Here is an 18,977-nt window from a genome sequence, read left to right as displayed (position 1 = left end):
AATGGCGAGTGCACTAAATAATTTTACTTGGGATTTTAAACTCTATAAACAATGGTTTGGTAGTAGAGAGGTTGCTTTGAAGTGGATGCTCGTTGTTATTTTGTTATTTCCTTTTTTTGCTGCAACATGGGAAATGAAAGAAACATCAGGTTTCTCACCTTTACAGGTATTAGGACTAATGGTTTTTGTTTTTGGATTTTTATTTTATGTCAGAAAAAGCACAAGAACACCTAACCTTACCATTGCCTTTTTTATTTTTATTTTTTTATTCGTTTTAAATCATTTTTTAGTATTTGGTTTTGAACAATCATTTTCTCAGTTTGGACAATCTATTAGAGCAATACTACCATTTGTTTTGTTTTTCTATTTTAGAAAACATTTAAATTCTGTTATTGATATAGAAGGCTTCTTAATTACGTTTCTTATTGCATCAGTTTTTCCAATTGGAACTTTGTATTATGAAATTTTATTTGATCCAATTGTTGAGGTTTATAATACAGAATCAAGAGGAGGTGGTTTGCGACTAAGTGGTTTTTATGCTGATTTATTCGGCTATATGAGTCATTTAATTTGTGGGTTTGTTTGCTACTGTTACTTTTATATTAAAAATAGTAACAGGAAAAAAAAGCACTTCGTCTTCGGGAATTTTGGATTTATAATTGTACTTCTCATATTTTTAGTAGGCGTTTATAATCTTAGGCATCAAGCCTCTTGGGCAGTTTCTATTGTTCTTTTAATTGTATTTATTTACTTCATTAGAAAAAAAGTATCAGTTTTACAATTGGCAATTTTTTTCGTTATTATGTTTGGCGTAGGAATCTATTTTTATTTTGAGATTTTTGAAGTTCTTTATGCAAAAGATATTAGTGTTGCCGAAGGTAATGCCGATGATTCTAGAGCTTTGAATGGTCGAGTGTGGATTTGGAGACGCTATTTTGCTTATTGGGAAGATTTTAATATTTTATCACAGGTTTTTGGTTCTGGTCTTGCTCAACATGAAAAAGCTAAAGTTATGATGAGTGGTGGTATGCATAATGATTATGTTCGAATCTTTTTTACTACTGGTATTTTTGGAATCTTATGTTATTTGTATTTCTTATTAACTGTTTTAAGAAGTTCATTTAAACCGATGATTGTAGAATTTAAATTTTTATTGCTTGCCAATTTGATTGTAGTTGCTATGTATAGTATAAGTTCATTGCCATTATTAGCTTCGGGAGCTATGATGTATTTTGTTACAGCAATGTTTGGACAAACCAATAAAAGAGGGATATGGTAAAAATTTTATGGCTCTCACCTGCATTAAATCATTATAAAGCAAGGTTTTTAAATCACTTAGCTAATGATAATGAAATTCAACTACATATTCTTTCAGGAACTGGTCGTAATAAAATGGGTGACCATGAAATTAGTCAAGATTGGACATTTGATCAAGATAAAATAAATGTTCCTAAATCAAAATTTGGCTTTTCTAAAGAGGTTAAGGCGTTTTTAAAGAAAGAAGCTCATAATTTTGATTGGATTATGATTCCTGCTGAAAAAAAGAATTTGCTTTTATTTATGTTTCTTGTAAAGCATTGCAGAAATCTTCAAAACACAAATGTGTTTTCATATAATCATCCGATTTTAAAAACAAAAAACAAAAACTTAAAAGCTATAGATTTATGGTTGTCTAAGTTTTTTTTTAAAAACCTAGATCGCGTTGTATTCTATACTAAAGAAAGTATGGAACTTGCATTAAGTGAAAATTTAATTGCTTCAAAAAAATCATACTGGGTAAATAATACAATTGATACGATTGAAGTTAATAAATTTTATGAGTACGTAAAACCTCCAAAAGAGGAACAACGAATGTTGTTTATTGGTCGATTAATCGAATCAAAACAGATTCCTGAATTGTTCAGGTATTACCACGAAATTAAGAAAAGTATTGCCGATTTAAAACTTGAAATTATAGGTGATGGACCAATGTCTGAAGTGGTTGAAGCAGCTGTGAAAAATGATAAGGATATCATTTGGCATAAGTCTATCGTTGATGAAGAAAAAATTGCGCCTATAATGTCTAGATCTTGCTTGGTGTTTGTTCCAGGTCATTCAGGATTATCAATTAACCACGCCTTTGTTTATGGTAGACCTTATGTAACTTTACAAGCTGATAAACATGGCCCTGAGATTAGTTACCTTATTAATGGTGAAAATGGTTATATTCTTGCTGAAGATTTTGATCGTAATGTTCAAAAATTGTCAAATTTATTATTAGATAGTAACCTGTTAGATAGATTCTGTCAGAATGCGAATGCTAAAGGAAAAGAGTTGTCTGTTGAAAAATGGGTAGCACAAATGAAAAGTAATCTGTTAGATGGTTAAAAAAAAACCTAAAATACTATTTATCGGTCCAACACCTCCTCCTTACTCTGGTCCCGAACTGAGTATGCAACAGTTTTTAGAATCTCAAATGTTAAATGAAGCATTTGAAATAAAGTTCCTTAAAACAAATTTTCGAAATGATAATACTAAAAAAGGAAAGCTTGATTTATCAATGCTAACTAATTTCTTTATCTTCTTTTCTAAATTGCTTAAATTATTAATTACAAACAGATTTAAATGTGTGTACTATCCTATAACTCCAACACAAATTGGTTGGATAGGTCGTGATGTATGGACCATACTCTTAGGTAAACTATTTGGTGCAAAAGTTATTATTCATTTAAGAGGAAGTCATTTTAAATTAAATTTCCAACAATTTAATACAATTATAAAGCGTCTTGTTGGCTTTAGCTTAAAACGAGTAGACTGTGCTATTGTTCAGGCTAAATATCTCAATGATCAATTTTTACCTTATATAAATGCCTCAAAAGTGTCTGTGCTCTATCAAGCTATGGACATAAATCAATATTCCAATGATTATGAAGTTGAAGTTGAAAAAGGAAAAATACTCGTGATGGGTCATATGACTAAGGCTAAAGGTTTTACAGATATTTTAAAAATAATTCCTGACCTTTGCGACGAATTTCCTTATATAAAGTTTTATTTTGCAGGAAATATAAGAAAAGGAGAAAGAGGTGTCTTTTATAACCAATATACTGGTGAAAAAATAGACTATGAAGATCCTTTCGAAGCAGAAAACAAGATATTGAATTCGGCATATAATCAAAATTACGAAAATCTCGGTATTATTAGTGGAGAGGATAAAATGAAGCATTTGCAATCTACAGATATGTTCTTGACAGCGTCGTATTCCGAAGGCTTTTCAAGATCTTTATTAGAAGCAATGGCGATTGGTAAGCCTGTAGTGTTTACACCTGTTGGTGCTCATCGTGAAGTTTTTGAAGATGGTATTCATGGATATTCTTTTATTCCTGGTGATTTAGAGGGTTTAAAAAAAGCATTAAGAACTATGTTAGAAGATGCAAACAAACGTTTAGTATTAGGACAAACAAATAGAAACTATGTGGTTTCAGATTTTTCAATTCAAAAAATTGCTAAAGATTTTAAAACGATCATCTCAAACACATTGGAAGCATGAAAATAATTATTAGAAAAATGGTCCATTCATTGGGTAATCTACTTAGATTTTTTCAAATGTATTTTCTTAGAGCTTCTGGTGCCAAAATTGGTAAAAATACAATGATAAGTCTTGGCGCAAAAATAGATTTAAGACGAGGTAAAGTTATTATTGGTGACCATTGCTTAATAACTCATGGTTGTTATATATTATCACATGATGGTGCTGCGCACATTATCAATCCAGAAGATAATGGCACAGGTTATGTCAATATTGGTGATCATGTGTTTATTGGAGTTAATACTGTTGTGATGAGAAACGTTACGATTGGTAGTCATTCTATAATTGGAGCTGGATCAGTTGTTAATAAAGATATTCCTGAAGGTGTAGTTGCCGCTGGAAACCCAATAAAAATAATTAAAGAATTAGAGAAACCTTACAGGTCTTTGCCTAAGGTTCATAAAAATGTAGATTAAATGCAACAACTAACACAAAAATTAGGTTCTGGTGATATGATTATTCAAGATGTGCCTTATCCTCAATTAGGAAAAGGAATGGTCATCGTGAAAAATCACTATTCTATTATAAGTGCAGGAACTGAGGGTTCTACTGTCGTCGCAGCTCGTAAAAGCTTACTTGGTAAAGCTAAAGAGCGTCCGCAACAGGTTAAGCAAGTTATTGATACTTTAAAAAAACAAGGCCCAATCCAAACGTATAGAGCTGTGATGAAAAAGCTCGATGCATACTCGCCATTAGGCTATAGTTCTGCTGGAGAAGTAATTGAAGTTGGTGAAGGTGTAACCGAATTTGAAGTAGGTGATAAAGTCGCTTGTGCTGGAGCAGGATATGCAAATCATGCTGAAATTATTACAGTACCAATTAATCTTTGTGTTAAATTAAACTCAAATACAAATTTAAAAGACGCTGCATACAATACACTTGGAGCAATATCTATGCAAGGTGTACGTCAAGCCGATTTACGACTAGGCGAATCTTGTGTGATTATTGGCCTTGGCTTGCTTGGTCAATTAGCAGCATTAATCTTAAAAGCATCTGGAGTAACCGTTATTGGTATTGATGTCTCTGAAGCAGCTGTTAAACAAGCTATTGATAATAATGTAGTTGATTTAGGTCTCACTAGAAATGCAGCTGGTGTTGAAGAGCAAATCCAAAATATAACCAATGGCTACGGAGCAGATGCTGTTATTATCGCTGCTGCAACTTCAAGTTTAGATCCCATAAATTTTGCAGGTGCTATTGCACGTAAAAAAGGAAAAGTTGTCGTTCTTGGTGCTGTTCCAACTGGTTTTGAACGTGATCCATTTTGGTATCGTAAAGAGTTAGAGTTAAAAATGGCGTGTTCTTATGGTCCAGGTCGTTACGATTTAAACTACGAAGAAAAAGGAATTGATTATCCGTTGCCTTATGTGCGTTGGACAGAAAAACGAAACATGGAAGCGTTTCAGAATTTAATTGCTACCAAACGTATTGATATAGATTACCTAACAACACACGAGTTTGAATTTGAAAAAGCTAAAGATGCATTCGATCTTGTAGTCTCTAAAGAAGAACCTTTTACAGGAATTGCTCTTAAATATGACCTGGAAAAAACGATTTCAAAATCTAAAATTCCAACGTCTGAAAATAATAAACTAGGTAAAATAAATATCTCCTTTATTGGAGCAGGAAGTTATGCGCAAGGAAATCTTTTGCCTAATATTCCTGAAACTAATGAAGTTGGTCGTGTTGGTGTTTTAACCAATACAGGTACAACGTCTAAACGTGTTGCTGAAAAATTTAAGTTTCAGTTTTGTGCTACTCAGGAATCAGATGTGTTAGACGATAAAACAAATACAGTTTTCGTTGCTACTCGTCATGATTCGCATGGACCTTATGTTTTAAAAAGTTTAGAAGCAAATAAAAATGTTTTTGTCGAAAAACCATTATGTCTTTTAGAATCAGAATTAGAATCTATTATTAACTTACAATCAAAAACCAATAAAGCGGTTATGGTTGGGTTTAATAGACGATTTTCACCGTTGACTACTAAACTGAAAAAAGCTGTTGGAAATAATCCAATGACGATGATTTATAGAATTAATTCAGGTGCAATTCCTGGTGATAACTGGATTCAGGATTTAGAAATTGGTGGTGGACGAGTATTAGGTGAGGTATGCCATTTTATTGATTACTTAACGTATTTAAATGGAAGTCTTCCTGTAAAAATATCAGCTTCAGCGCTTCCAGATGCAAATCAGTTAAATGATACTTTAAATATTTTAGTTCAGTTTGAAAATGGATCTTCAGGTGTCATTGGCTATTATGCGAATGGATCAAAATCCTTAACTAAGGAATACGTTGAGGTATTCTCAGCTGGAATGTCAGCAACGCTTAACGATTTTAAAGAATTGAAAATTTATGGTAAAGGAAAACCTAAAAAAGATAAAATTCTGAATCAAAATAAAGGTCAGAAAGAAATGGTTAGCGCATTTGTTAATGGTTTACTTACCAATGGTAAAGCGCCAATCCCTTTTGAAGATATCGTTGCTGTAACCAAAGCATCTTTTGGAGTTCTAGAATCTGTAAAGCGTGGAGGACAGCAAGTTGAAATATAAAGTCGATTCAAGTTTTTTAAAGCTAAAAGCTTATTGTGAAAACGAAAAGTTTAAAGGTTGGGATCCTTATGACGGCATGAATTCTAAAGTTTTTCAGGCTTTACCTCTTAAGCATTGGGACTTGGCTCGACTTGCCTGGATTCAAGGATTTAAACGGAGTCCTATAAACTTTAGGAAACTATTATTAGTTCCAAAAGAACACAACGCTAAAGGTGTCGGACTTTTTCTCTTGGGCTACTGTCGTTTATACAAGTTAGCTGAAAAAGGCTGTGAAGACTTCGGAACTAAAGCAGATATTCTACAACGTATAAAAGAAGTAACGCACTTATTACTTGATCTAAGAACTAAAGGTTACTCAGGTTCAGCTTGGGGTTATAATTTTGATTGGCAGGCAAGACGTTTGTTCTTATTTAAAAAACAAACACCAACAGTTGTGGCTACTTGTTTTTGTGTTGAAGCTTTATTAGAAAGCTATGAAATTACTAAAGACGAAACGGTCTTGAAAGAGACTTTGTCAGCTGCAGATTTTGTGCTTAATGACTTGTCAAGAACACCACATGGTGAAGGTGTCATATTTTCTTATAGTATTAAAGATGGCAATAATACGGTTATTAATGCATCTCTTTTAGGTGCGAAAATATTAAGTTATTCTTTTAAGTATACTAAAAATCAAGAGCATGCAAATTTGGCAAAACAGGCTGTTATTGCTGCTTGTGATCTGCAAGAAGAAGATGGTTCCTGGATTTATGGTTTGCTTCCAGTGCAATCATGGAAAGATAGTTTTCATACTGGGTTCAACTTAGATGCGATTGAAACGTATCAGCAAAACACTAAAGATCATAGTTTTCAAGCCTCTATACAGAAAGGAACTGACTATTATCTTGAACATTTTTTTGAGGATAATGGAACACCTAAGTATTACCATAATAAAACCTATCCAATAGATATTCATTGTCCAGCTCAAGTAATAGTGACACTTTCTAAACTCGGTGTTTTTAAAAACCATGAAGAATTGATGTCAAAAGTTTTAGATTGGACAATTGATAATATGCAACATAAAAAAGGCTATTTTTATTATCAATTGAAAAAAGGAATGAGCTCAAAAATTTCTTATATGAGATGGAGTAATGCGTTTATGTTTAATGCAATGGCACATTTTTTATTAGAAACTAAATCAGTAAAACATGGAAGCTAAGTCATTAAATGGAGTAATGACCTTTGCTCCAAGGTCTAGAGAAGAATTGATGCAATATGCTTTCGATCATCATAAAATTATGGTTGCAGTTAATGCAGAAAAAATTCTTCACGCAACAGATGATAGTCGTGCACTCATCAATAGAAATCTAGGCTATCCAGATGGAATTGGAGCTGTTTGGGCACTTCAAAAAAAAGGAATTAAAAATGTAGTGAAAATTCCAGGATGCGAACTTTGGCTAGATGTCGTTGAAAATTATTACAAAACAAAATCCTTTTATTTAGTAGGAGGAAAGCAAGACATAATTGAAGAAACAGTTAATAAATTACAATCTGATTTTAAAGGCATTACAATTTGTAATTTCAGAAACGGTTATATTAAAACTGAAGAAGAAGAAAACGCCCTAATTGAAGATATTAAAAAACATCAACCAGATGTGGTTTTTGTAGCGATGGGATCTCCAAAGCAAGAAAATTTGATGGAGAAAATTCAACAATCTCATCAAGCGGTTTATCAAGGTTTAGGCGGAAGTTATGACGTTTATACAGGGAATGTAAAAAGAGCTCCAAAATGGTGGGTGAAAAATAATATGGAATGGACCTATAGGTTATTAAGTCAGCCTTCAAGAATTAAGCGTCAAATTCATTTAGTAAGATTTTTTGTAAACTTGCATTTAGGTAAATATTAAAATAGATGCACTAACGTTATAAGCAGGTGACAAATAATAAGAATAAAATTAAAATACGAAAACAAGAACTAATGCATAATATTACAATCATTGCTGGAGCACGACCAAATTTCATGAAGATTGCACCAATTATTCATGCCATTCAAAAAGCAAAAGCAGAAGGTTTTGATTTAGATTATAGATTGGTGCATACAGGGCAACACTATGATAAAAACATGTCTGGAAGTTTTTTTGAACAATTAGAGATTCCAGAACCGCATGCAAATTTAGAATGTAGTGGAGGGTCACAGGCTGAACAAACAGCAAACATTATGATTAGTTTTGAAAAAGAATTATTAGCTCATCCTGCTGATATAGTGCTTGTAGTTGGTGATGTGACATCAACAATGGCGTGCGCTCTTGTAGCTCAAAAACTTCAAACCAAAGTAGCACATGTTGAAGGAGGTATTCGTTCCGACGATTGGACAATGCCTGAAGAAATTAATAGATTAGTAACCGATAGCATTACAAATTACTTTTTTACCACTTCAGAAACTGCAAATGAAAACTTGAAAAAAAGTGGTGTTAACGATGAGCAAATATTTTTCGTTGGAAATACAATGATAGATACATTACTTAAACAACAACCTAATTTTATTCAACCACAAGTTTGGAACGATTTAAACCTTTTTGAAGGTAATTATATTGTGATGACGCTTCATAGACCAGCAAATGTAGATGAAGAGTCTCAACTAAAGGATATGATAGATGAAATTATAGCAAACACGCAAGATTTGCCATTGGTTTTTCCTGTGCATCCTAGAACCGCTAAAATTTTAGAACGATTGCATATTAGTCACCAAAGGCTTCATATGGTGAAACCTTTAAGTTATTTAGAATTTAATTATTTGGTGCAACGTGCAAAAGCAGTAATAACAGATTCTGGAGGAATTACAGAAGAAGCCTCTGTAATGCGAGTACCTTGTTTGACTCTTAGAGATAATACAGAACGTCCTGAAACCATCACTTTAGGAACTAATGAATTGGTAGGTACAAACCCAAAAAACATGAAGCCTTATTTAGATAAGCTTTTTGCTGGAAATTGGAAAAAAGGAAATGATATTCCATTATGGGATGGGCAAACAGCTACAAGAATTATTACATCTTTAAAAGAATTATTTTCAAATAATTAAAAAACAATCATGTCTTCGTCATAATTCTGCAATATGTCGGAAATTATAGGTGTTAGTTATTAAATTTGTATCTTGCATCTGCTATTAATTAAAAATATGATGTCGTTGTATGTCATATTACACTTATGATTAAAACATTACTTGAAAATTTTAATCCTGAAAACAGTCCATTAATATGGCTCGTTTGCGCTTTTGTTCTTGCATTTGTAATTGCATACCAAACCTTTCCAACTATTTTATATGTTGCTAAAGAAAAGCATCTTATGGATGAGCCAGATAGTAGAAGCATGCATTCTAGTAAAACACCAACCTTAGGAGGTATTGGTATTTTTTTTAGTTTGGTAGTGGTCATGACTATTGTTGGCGCAATGCTTAATACAAAGGCATTATTGCTGGTTATGGGTGGATTAACTATCCTTTTTTTTCTTGGTCTAAAAGATGATTTAACTGTGCTTTCTGCTAGAAAGAAATTTATAGGACAACTGTTTGCTGCATTATTATTAATTATCTTTACTGATACACGTATTATTGGGTTTTCAAAAATTTTTGATATAGATATATTGCCTTATTGGGTATCTATTGGTTTTACATTATTTGTATATATATTAATAATAAATGCCTATAACCTTATTGATGGTGTGGATGGTTTAGCAGGCTGTATCGCTTTATTAATAAGTGTTTTTTTTACGATATTATTTTATAACTCTGGCGCACTTAGTCTGGCTACAATTTCAGTGGCTCTAATTGGTGCATTATTAGCATTTTTGAAGTCGAATTTTTCTTCTAAAAATAAAATATTTATGGGAGATACAGGATCTATGATTGTTGGGTTCTTGCTCGCCTTCTTTACAATTAGTTTTATCTCGCAATCACAAACAAATATTGATTCTGAATATTTTAGAGCTTCGCCAGCTTTGGCGTTTGCCATGCTGTTTTTTCCTCTTATTGATACATTACGAATCTTTTTTATTCGAATCTTTATTTTGAAGAAAAGCCCTTTCGAAGCTGATAAAAATCACATTCATCATAGGTTTATTCAAGCTGGATTTTCACATGTACAAACTACGTTCACTGTAGTTCTTATCAATTTATTTATAGTCGTAATTGCGTTTAACATGTTGCATTTAAATTTAAATTCGCAAATTGGACTGCTTTTAGTGTATGGTTCAGTATTATATTGTTTGCCATTTATTATTGTTAGAGTATTCAATAAAAATAAAAAACGCGTCAAGGTCTAATTTTTTTAACTGAAATCAACTCTTGCACTTCTTTGAGATTCCTTTAAATAGATTATATTTGCAAACTCAATTTATATACAATACCATGAAATCAAAGTATTTGATGTTACTATTTGTTTTAGTCTTGACGTCGTGTGCGTCAAAAAAAGATTTGTTTTATTTGCAAGATGCAGTTGAAAACAATGAGACAGAAATTAAGTATCAAAGTATGACTGTTCAACCAAATGATATTTTAAAAATAGATATCGAAACCTTGATACCTGAAGCAGCTCGACCATATAATCAAAGTGTTACAGGTAGTGGAGCCGTTCCTAATCTGCTAGTTATGCAGTTAGAAGGATATTTGGTGAATAAAGATGGGACTATAAATTTCCATAATTTAGGAGAGATTTCTGTAGTTAATCTTACAGTTGTAGAAGTGGCTGAAAAGCTTAAAAATGAGCTCACTTCTGGTGGACATTTAAATAATCCGAAAGTTAATGTTCGTATTGTGAATTCTAAAGTAACCGTATTGGGTGAAGTTAGAAATCCAGGAACATTTCCGTTTACCGAACATAACGTATCACTTTTTCAGGCATTAGGTTATGCTGGAGATTTAACGATTAATGGTAAACGAGACGATATTATTATAACTAGGGAAGTTGATGGTTCAAGACAGATTACTCATGTAGATTTGACAAATACAGAATTTATGAATTCTGAGTTTTATTATTTAAAACCCAACGATATCATCATTGTAAATCCGAATAAATCAAAGGTTACAAGTTCTGGATATATAGGGAATATTGGAATTCTTCTCTCTGTTACATCTGTACTTTTAAGTTCAATTATTTTATTATCTAGGTAGAATGGACATACAACCAAATAACAACGCTGCATTTACTATTTTAGAAGATGATAATGCAAATTTAAAGCAAGAATTTAATAAATATCTAAGACAATGGCCTTGGTTTGTTTTTGCTTTAATTATAGCTTTAGCTAGTGCTTATTTATACGTAAGATATGCTCCTAGGATATATGAAACTAGTGCTAAAATTAAAATTTTAGACGAGTCTGAAGGTTTAGAATTGCCTACTTCAGCATTCATTTTTAAGCGTAAAAATATAAACTTAGAAAATGAAATGGAAATTATTAGATCTTATCAGCTTCTTGAAAAAGTGGCAAAAAGATTAAAACTAAATACTGTATTTTTTGAAGAAGGTACAATTCAAACCGCACAAATAGCAGAATTACCTTTTGAATACCAACAATTAGTTGAACCTGAAAGTATAGAAAAAGTTAGTTCTTATGCTATAGAAATTGAAAAGGAAACAATTAAAATTACAGATTTAAAAACCAACCAAGTATATAACAGATCTCATGTAACAGAAGTCGAAACAGACAGCCTTTTACCATTCTCGGTAGCTGTTAATAACCAACTATCCTATGATGAGAGTGCTGGAAAACGCTATACCGTATATTTAGGACCACTTAAAAAAGCAACTTTAGCACTCAGAGCTCAGCTTTCTGTAGAATCAGTTGGTGACGTAAGTGATTTACTTAAATTGACTATCAGAGGCGAAAGTAGGTTACGTTCAGAACGAATATTGAATACACTTTTACAGGTTTTTAATAATGATGGAATAAAAGATAGACAATTGGTTTCTCAACGGACTTTAGATTTTATCGATGACAGATTTATTTATCTGGCAGAGGAATTAGACTCTATTGAAGTAGATCGTAAGGAATTTAAACAGCGTAACAATTTAATTGACTTAAGTACTGATGCAGAATTAGGCTTACAGCTAAGATCTAGGTCAGACGATAAGGTATTTGAAATTGAGAGTCAAATTGCATTAGTTGAAGTCCTTAAGAACTCAATAGTTACAGACGAAGAAGGAAAACTCATACCTGAAGATGTTGGACTCCAAAACAGAAATGTTAATTCATTAATTGGAGAATATAATCAGGCCGTACTTGATAAGGATAAACTTATTAGTAGTGGAGGTGGAGGTATAAATAATCCTACAGTTCAATTAACAAAAGCTAGAATAAAAGATTTAACATCTAATATTACAAAATCTCTTGAATCCTACTACAAGCAATTAGAGTTGTCGCAATCACAATTAAGAAGTAGAAATAGAGAGTTGTCGGGTACGGTTGCACAAATCCCTAAAAAGGAGAAACTGTTGAGAGCTATTGAGCGTCAACAAACAATTAAAGAAAGTTTATATCTTTTATTATTACAAAAGCGTGAAGAAGCAGCTATTAATTTAGCAATTACAGAGCCTTCAATTAAAGTGGTTGATTTTGCATTGTCATCATCTGCGCCTAAAACGCCAAAACCAAATGTTATTTATGCTGCATCAATTTTAGGCGGTTTTCTAGTGCCATTTGGAGTCCTATTTATAATTTTCATGTTTGATACTAAAATCCATGAAAAGGATGATATTGTAAAATTGAATAATAAAATACCAATTATAGCAGAGATACCAGATATAAATAAAAAAGAAAAAACGCTTTTTGAAGATCCTAATGATAGATCTGTATTAGCCGAATCTTTCAGAATTTTAAGTTCTAATGTTAATTATTTAATTCCATTAACCGATAGTGATGATGGGAAAGTAATTTATTGTACCTCAACTATTAAGGGTGAAGGGAAGACTTTTATTAGTATCAATTTATCTTTAGCACTTTCTAGTATGAATAAAAAAGTGTTATTAATAGGAGCAGATTTACGTAATCCTCAAATTCATACCCACACAAAATTTGATAAAAATACAGTAGGATTGTCTGATTATTTGAATGATAAATCTATTGATTGGCAATCAAACCTTGTGAAAGGATTTGATAATCATCCAAATCATGATATCTTACTTTCAGGAAATATCCCTCCGAATCCAACCAGTTTATTAACCAATTGGAGATATGAAGATTTAATAAATCAAGCCAAAAAAATATATGATTATGTTATTGTAGATACAGCTCCAACTATTCTAGTTACTGATACAATGCTTATCTCTAAATTTGCAGATGTAACCGTTTATATTGCAAGAGCTAATTTTACTGATAAAAAGATTTTAACGTTCTCTGATGATTTATTCAAAACGGGTAAATTAAATAATATGGCGTTTGTAATTAATGGTGTAGGAGCTAGTAAATCTTATGGTTATGGCTATAACTATGGCTATGGCTATGGCTATGGTAGTAAAGAGCAAACTTAACTGTTTGCTAAAGCTTTTAAATCTTTAATTGTTTCTGTTTGGTTTTTACTTTTAAAAACATAGCTACCTGCAACTAATATGTCTGCACCTGCTTCAATAAGCTGCTTTGCATTTTTATTAGTGACACCTCCATCAATTTCAATTTTGGTTGTAGCTCCATTTTTGTTAATCATTTTTTTTAATTGATTAACTTTTGAATATGTGTTTTCAATAAAACTCTGACCGCCAAATCCTGGGTTTACACTCATTAAACATATCAAATCTATATTTTGGATTATATCTTCTAATAACGCAATAGGAGTATGTGGATTTAATGCAACACCAGCTTTCATACCTTCAGCTTTAATTGCTTGTATAGTTCTATGAAGATGAGGACATGCTTCATAATGTACTGTAAGATTATCTGCTCCAAGATTGGCAAATGTTTTGATATATCTATCTGGATCTACAATCATTAAATGTACATCTACTGGTTTTATTGTATGTGTGGTAATTGCTTTTAAAACTGGCATTCCAAAAGAAATATTGGGTACAAATACACCATCCATAATATCAATGTGAAACCAATCTGCTTCACTGTCGTTTATCATTTCAATATCGCGTTGTAAATTAGCAAAATCGGCTGCTAAAATTGAAGGTGCTATAAGTTTTGAAGACATAAGTTGTTTTTTGCAAAAATAGTACAAAAAAACAAACCCACGGTAATCAGCCGTGGGTTCTTTCATCAATCAAAAAACGAACAGTTATTTTGTAACTGTTTGTTACTGTTATTAGGTCGTGAAAAAATATAATTACTAACCTAAATATGTTTTTAATATTTTACTTCTGGACGTGTGTTTTAATCTTCTAATCGCTTTTTCTTTAATTTGACGTACACGTTCTCGTGTCAAATCAAATGTTTCACCTATTTCTTCTAATGTCATTGGGTGTTGATTTCCAAGGCCAAAATATAGTCGTATTACATCAGCTTCTCGAGGTGTTAGAGTTTCTAAGGCTCTTTCAATTTCGGTTCGTAAAGATTCATGTAATAAATCTCTATCTGGATTTGGTGATTCACTACTTCGTAATACATCATAAAGGTTTGAATCCTCACCTTGAACTAAAGGAGCATCCATTGAGACATGACGACCAGAGTTTTTTAATGACTCTTTGACATCATTTATAGTCATATCTAACTCTTTTGCAATTTCTTCAGCACTTGGTGGACGTTCATGACTTTGCTCTAAAAAAGCAAATGTTTTATTTATTTTATTAATAGAACCAATTTTGTTTAAAGGTAAGCGAACAATACGAGATTGTTCAGCTAATGCTTGTAATATTGATTGACGTATCCACCAAACAGCGTAAGATATGAATTTAAATCCACGTGTTTCATCAAATCGTTGTGCAGCTTTAATTAAACCTAAGTTTCCTTCATTAATTAGATCTGGCAAAGTTAAACCTTGATTCTGATATTGTTTTGCTACAGAAACAACAAAACGTAAGTTTGCTTTAGTTAATTTTTCTAAAGCTATTTGATCACCTGCTTTGATTCTTTGAGCTAATTCTACCTCTTCATCTGCTGTAATTAAATCAACCTTTCCAATCTCTTGTAAATACTTGTCTAAGGAGGCCGTTTCTCTATTGGTAACCTGTTTTGTGATTTTTAGCTGTCTCATCTAAATGTCTTCTTTAATTTGGGTAAATGTATTTTACTATATAGTTATACGTAACAAGCGTTAAAAATGTTACAAGTATATTGAATTAATTTATATTTTGATTAAACTTTTGTTGTGTAAATTAATGTCATCAAGCATTTCATTTGTGAATTTGTAATGTCCTTTAGTCGTAATAAGTTTGAAATGATGTGATTTTAAGGCAGTAAAAGCGTTTAAAAATAGCCATTTAGATTTTAATAATTTTGGTTTTTCACTTTTTAGACTTATATCAAAATAGTGTTTGCTACCGTTTTTATCTGCAACAATATCTGGTGTAATAATTATATCACTCCCTTTTTTTGTAAATGATTTTGGAGTTTCATAACCTTCAGTATCAGCTTTGATGTTTTCGAAACCATGGTGCTCTAAATAATCTACTGAGTCTTTTAAAATATCTTGATATTTTTCTTTGTCTTCATGTATCATAACTCGTAATATAGTGAAAACTAAGGCGTTTTCCAATTTGATGACTATTATATAGTGATTGAATAAGTTTGAAAACTCTTCAATACTAGATTTTATTTAGAATTGTTTTTAATATCTCATTCTTTATAAGAATATCTTAGCGAAGCAGATCTAATGACTATTGAGTGAAAAACTCTCTGGTTTCTCTACTAAAATATTTTCTAAAATTGAAAAATTGAAACTCATTATAAGTTGTAATATTGTCATCGTTATTAATATTAGTTATTCACTATTACCATTGCCAAAACTAGTATTAAATAATTCTATTGTGTTTGGAGTAATTTGATTAACTACTGAAATTTGAGAAATTCCATCTGGTAAAATGTTTGCGAAAGTTTCATTTGTATGTTCAAATTCATACTTTGTAAAGGAACTTTCTGTAGGATTAATTATAAACTCTTCTATATACTCCGCTAATTCATTTACAGCATTGTAATTAAATAGTTTTCTCTTATTTAATACCGTCTCTGTACTCTGATCTTCTATTGTTAGTGTATGCGTTATCAAAACTTTTTTTGGTGCTTGTAGAAAATCTTAACCCTTCAGCTCTAATTATCTTGTTATTCATAACAACATAATTTATTGAGTCAATAACAGTGTTTGAATTATCATTCTGCGCATCATAAAACTTAATGATGAAGTTGCTAAATTGAATTGAGGATTGATTATCTTCTTCATTTGCACTATCCTCTGGAGAACAAGAATAAACTGATTAAAATAAGATTATTAGAATAAATATTTTTTTCACAATAAATAAAAAGGTCTTTTCCAAAAACATGAAAAAGACCTTAGGTAATATATTTTAAAAAGCTAATTATTAATCGTCTTTTTTATCTTCTCTAGGTTTGCGATCATCACGACGGTTATCGCGTCCGCGATTGTCTCTACCTCTGTTATCGCGTCCACCAGAACGTTTATCATCTCTTGGTGGTCTTGCTACATAACCTTCAGGTTTTGGTAAAATTGCTTTACGAGATACTTTTTCTTTACGTGTTCTAGAATCTACACCAAAATACTTTACATCAAAAACGTCTCCCATGTTTACAACATCAGACACATTTTCTGTGCGTTCCCAAGCTAATTCACTTACGTGTAATAAAACTTCATTACCAGGAGCGTCCATATACTCAACAACAGCACCAAAATCTAACATTTTGATTACTTTTACTTCGTAAACGCTACCAACTGTTGGTTTAAACAATATAGCATCTATTCTAGCCATAACTGCATCAATACCAGTTTTACCAACACCCAAAATTTCTACAATACCTTCTTCAGTTACAGGATCTTCGTTAATTACGATAGTTGTCTCAGTTTCTTTTTGCATTTCCTGAATTACTTTTCCACCAGGACCTATTAATGCTCCGATAAATTCGTTAGGAACTCGTCTAGTTACCATTGTAGGCGCATGATCTTTCACATCTGCATTTGGTGTAGCAATTGTATCAGTCAGTTTCTCTAAGATATGTAAACGACCATTACGAGCTTGTTGAAGTGCATTCACTAAAATCTCGTATGATAATCCTTTTACTTTAATATCCATTTGACAAGCTGTAATACCATCTGCAGTACCAGTTACTTTAAAATCCATATCACCAAGATGATCTTCATCACCTAAAATATCAGATAATACAGCATACTTTCCAGAATCTGCATCAGAAATTAATCCCATTGCAATACCAGAAACAGGTTTTGTCATTTGTACACCAGCATCCATAAGTGCCATTGTCCCAGAACAAACAGTTGCCATAGAAGACGAACCGTTAGATTCTAATACTTCAGATACAACTCTAACAGTGTAAGGGCAATCTGCAGGAATCATTCCCTTTAATGCACGTTGCGCTAAGTTACCATGTCCTACTTCTCTACGAGATGTTCCACGAATAGGTCTAGCTTCTCCTGTACAAAAAGGAGGGAAGTTATAATGTAAATAGAAACGTTCTTCACCTTCTTGTGATGGCATATCTATTTGATTTGCATCTCTTGATGTTCCTAAAGTTACTGTAGCCAATGCTTGAGTTTCTCCACGAGTAAAAATTGAAGAACCATGTGTTGATGGTAAATAATCTACTTCACACCAGATTGGTCTAATTTCATCAGTTTTTCTACCATCTAAACGTAAACCTTCATCTAAGGTTAAATTTCTAATGGCAGCTTTTTCAGCTTTACGGTAATAATCAGAAACTAAACCTCCGTAATCTGCTAATTCTTCTTCAGAAAACGTCGCTTTAATATCTTCTTTTATTTGTTGAAAAGCAGCACTTCTTTCATGCTTTGAAGATCCAGCTTTTGCAATAGCATATACTTTGTCATATGCCATGTCATGTACTTTCTTCTCTAAATCTTTGTCTTCTCTTTCTGGTTCATATTCACGAACGTCTTTCTTTCCGAATGCTTCTGCTAATCTTACTTGAGCAGCACATTGTACTTTAATTGCTTCGTGAGCAAATTTAATAGCATCTGCCATTTCTTCTTCAGAAATCTCATCCATTTCACCTTCTACCATCATTACTGAATCAGCAGAAGCACCAATCATCATATCGATATCAGATTCTTCTAATTGAGCAAATGTTGGGTTGATAATGAATTCACCATTGATACGACCAACTCTAGCCTCAGATATTGCACATTCAAACGGGAAATCTGATAATTGAATTGCAGCAGAAGCAGCTAAACCTGCCATAGCATCTGGCATAACTTCAGGGTCATGAGACATTAATTGAATCATCACCTGTGTTTCAGAATGGTAATCTTTTGGGAATAACGGACGTAAAACTCTGTCTACTAAACGCATTGTTAATACTTCACCATCACTTGGTCTTGCTTCTCTTTTGAAGAAACCACCTGGATATCGTCCTGCAGCAGCAAATTTTTCTCTGTAATCTACAGTTAAAGGAAGGAAATTAACGTCCTTTTGTTCGTAATTGGAAACAACAGTACATAATAACATACATTTTCCAGATTGCACCACAACGCTACCATGAGCTTGTTTTGCTAATTTTCCGGTTTCGATAGAAATTTCTCTACCATCACCAAGGTCAATGACCTCTCTAAATACTTTTGGAATCATAAATTTTTTAATTCTAGTTTTGAATATTTTAAACATATCAAAACAATGTTAAACAATGGTCGTTGTGTTGTAGTTGTTGTTGTGAGACGTGATGTCTTGACCAATGAAAAACTATAATTAGCTTCTTAT

16 protein-coding genes are annotated in these 18,977 nt (G+C 32.1%); 11 read left to right on the top strand and 5 right to left on the bottom strand.

Annotated features, from left to right (window positions below):
* Nucleotide 1: 1 nt before the first annotated feature.
* The 11 genes from MUN68_RS13785 (at nt 2) to MUN68_RS13735 (ending at nt 13,616) form a co-directional block, all read left to right on the top strand.
* Complete coding sequence (locus MUN68_RS13785; RefSeq protein ID WP_249996877.1) at nt 2-1,279, top strand: O-antigen ligase family protein; 1,278 nt, start codon at nt 2-4, stop codon at nt 1,277-1,279.
* Complete coding sequence (locus MUN68_RS13780; protein WP_249996875.1) at nt 1,273-2,367, top strand: glycosyltransferase; 1,095 nt, start codon at nt 1,273-1,275, stop codon at nt 2,365-2,367. Before MUN68_RS13785 ends, MUN68_RS13780 begins: the two co-directional genes overlap by 7 nt.
* Nucleotides 2,360-3,526, top strand: a complete 1,167-nt coding sequence (locus MUN68_RS13775; protein WP_249996873.1) for a glycosyltransferase family 4 protein — start codon at nt 2,360-2,362, stop codon at nt 3,524-3,526. Before MUN68_RS13780 ends, MUN68_RS13775 begins: the two co-directional genes overlap by 8 nt.
* Entirely contained in the window at nt 3,523-3,981 is a 459-nt protein-coding gene (locus MUN68_RS13770) for an acyltransferase (RefSeq protein ID WP_249996871.1), read from the top strand. Before MUN68_RS13775 ends, MUN68_RS13770 begins: the two co-directional genes overlap by 4 nt.
* Nucleotides 3,982-6,120, top strand: coding sequence for a bi-domain-containing oxidoreductase (locus MUN68_RS13765; protein ID WP_249996870.1), 2,139 nt, complete (start codon nt 3,982-3,984; stop codon nt 6,118-6,120). It begins immediately after the preceding gene.
* Nucleotides 6,110-7,315, top strand: coding sequence for a delta-aminolevulinic acid dehydratase (locus tag MUN68_RS13760; protein ID WP_249996869.1), 1,206 nt, complete (start codon nt 6,110-6,112; stop codon nt 7,313-7,315). Before MUN68_RS13765 ends, MUN68_RS13760 begins: the two co-directional genes overlap by 11 nt.
* Nucleotides 7,305-8,003 carry a WecB/TagA/CpsF family glycosyltransferase gene (locus tag MUN68_RS13755; protein ID WP_249996867.1) on the top strand — a complete coding sequence of 233 codons (699 nt, stop codon included), beginning with the start codon at nt 7,305-7,307 and terminating at the stop codon, nt 8,001-8,003. The genes MUN68_RS13760 and MUN68_RS13755 overlap by 11 nt, the downstream gene beginning before the upstream one ends.
* Nucleotides 8,004-8,074: 71 nt before the next feature.
* Complete coding sequence (gene wecB, locus MUN68_RS13750) at nt 8,075-9,175, top strand: non-hydrolyzing UDP-N-acetylglucosamine 2-epimerase (protein WP_249996865.1); 1,101 nt, start codon at nt 8,075-8,077, stop codon at nt 9,173-9,175.
* Nucleotides 9,176-9,300: 125 nt separating this feature from the next.
* On the top strand, nt 9,301-10,413 hold the full coding sequence (locus tag MUN68_RS13745) for an MraY family glycosyltransferase (protein WP_249996863.1): 1,113 nt from the start codon (nt 9,301-9,303) through the stop codon (nt 10,411-10,413).
* 85 nt (nt 10,414-10,498) lie between these two features.
* Complete coding sequence (locus MUN68_RS13740; protein ID WP_249996860.1) at nt 10,499-11,260, top strand: polysaccharide biosynthesis/export family protein; 762 nt, start codon at nt 10,499-10,501, stop codon at nt 11,258-11,260.
* Between the two features lies 1 nt (nt 11,261).
* Nucleotides 11,262-13,616, top strand: coding sequence for a GumC family protein (locus MUN68_RS13735; protein ID WP_249996858.1), 2,355 nt, complete (start codon nt 11,262-11,264; stop codon nt 13,614-13,616).
* Here MUN68_RS13735 and rpe read toward each other — a convergent pair.
* The 5 genes from rpe to MUN68_RS13710 all read right to left on the bottom strand — a co-directional run bounded on the left by rpe (nt 13,613) and on the right by MUN68_RS13710 (nt 18,848).
* The gene (rpe, locus tag MUN68_RS13730; RefSeq protein WP_249996857.1) at nt 13,613-14,275 is read right to left on the bottom strand and encodes a ribulose-phosphate 3-epimerase; all 663 of its coding nucleotides are present in this window, start codon (nt 14,273-14,275) and stop codon (nt 13,613-13,615) included. The two genes, MUN68_RS13735 and rpe, sit on opposite strands and share 4 nt — an antisense overlap.
* A gap of 135 nt (nt 14,276-14,410) precedes the next feature.
* Nucleotides 14,411-15,274, bottom strand: coding sequence for a sigma-70 family RNA polymerase sigma factor (locus MUN68_RS13725; protein ID WP_249996855.1), 864 nt, complete (start codon nt 15,272-15,274; stop codon nt 14,411-14,413).
* Nucleotides 15,275-15,364: 90 nt separating this feature from the next.
* Nucleotides 15,365-15,739 (bottom strand): hypothetical protein, encoded by a 375-nt coding sequence (locus MUN68_RS13720; RefSeq protein WP_249996853.1) that lies wholly within the window; start codon nt 15,737-15,739, stop codon nt 15,365-15,367.
* A gap of 261 nt (nt 15,740-16,000) precedes the next feature.
* Complete coding sequence (locus tag MUN68_RS13715) at nt 16,001-16,285, bottom strand: hypothetical protein (RefSeq protein WP_249996851.1); 285 nt, start codon at nt 16,283-16,285, stop codon at nt 16,001-16,003.
* Between the two features lie 310 nt (nt 16,286-16,595).
* Nucleotides 16,596-18,848, bottom strand: coding sequence for a polyribonucleotide nucleotidyltransferase (locus MUN68_RS13710; protein ID WP_249996908.1), 2,253 nt, complete (start codon nt 18,846-18,848; stop codon nt 16,596-16,598).
* Nucleotides 18,849-18,977: the final 129 nt, after the last annotated feature.

Source organism: Psychroserpens ponticola (genome assembly GCF_023556315.2).
GTDB lineage: Bacteria > Bacteroidota > Bacteroidia > Flavobacteriales > Flavobacteriaceae > Psychroserpens > Psychroserpens ponticola.
Note: the sequence above shows the minus strand (reverse complement) of the source record. Positions and strands in the feature narration are given on the sequence as shown.

Coding starts and splice junctions, on each gene's coding strand:
- MUN68_RS13785 (WP_249996877.1), top strand. CDS start 2: ATGGCGAGTGCACTAAATAATTTTACTTGGGATTTTAAACTCTATAAA.
- MUN68_RS13780 (WP_249996875.1), top strand. CDS start 1,273: ATGGTAAAAATTTTATGGCTCTCACCTGCATTAAATCATTATAAAGCA.
- MUN68_RS13775 (WP_249996873.1), top strand. CDS start 2,360: ATGGTTAAAAAAAAACCTAAAATACTATTTATCGGTCCAACACCTCCT.
- MUN68_RS13770 (WP_249996871.1), top strand. CDS start 3,523: ATGAAAATAATTATTAGAAAAATGGTCCATTCATTGGGTAATCTACTT.
- MUN68_RS13765 (WP_249996870.1), top strand. CDS start 3,982: ATGCAACAACTAACACAAAAATTAGGTTCTGGTGATATGATTATTCAA.
- MUN68_RS13755 (WP_249996867.1), top strand. CDS start 7,305: ATGGAAGCTAAGTCATTAAATGGAGTAATGACCTTTGCTCCAAGGTCT.
- wecB (WP_249996865.1), top strand. CDS start 8,075: ATGCATAATATTACAATCATTGCTGGAGCACGACCAAATTTCATGAAG.
- MUN68_RS13745 (WP_249996863.1), top strand. CDS start 9,301: ATGATTAAAACATTACTTGAAAATTTTAATCCTGAAAACAGTCCATTA.
- MUN68_RS13740 (WP_249996860.1), top strand. CDS start 10,499: ATGAAATCAAAGTATTTGATGTTACTATTTGTTTTAGTCTTGACGTCG.
- MUN68_RS13735 (WP_249996858.1), top strand. CDS start 11,262: ATGGACATACAACCAAATAACAACGCTGCATTTACTATTTTAGAAGAT.
- rpe (WP_249996857.1), bottom strand. CDS start 14,275: ATGTCTTCAAAACTTATAGCACCTTCAATTTTAGCAGCCGATTTTGCT.
- MUN68_RS13725 (WP_249996855.1), bottom strand. CDS start 15,274: ATGAGACAGCTAAAAATCACAAAACAGGTTACCAATAGAGAAACGGCC.
- MUN68_RS13720 (WP_249996853.1), bottom strand. CDS start 15,739: ATGATACATGAAGACAAAGAAAAATATCAAGATATTTTAAAAGACTCA.
- MUN68_RS13710 (WP_249996908.1), bottom strand. CDS start 18,848: ATGATTCCAAAAGTATTTAGAGAGGTCATTGACCTTGGTGATGGTAGA.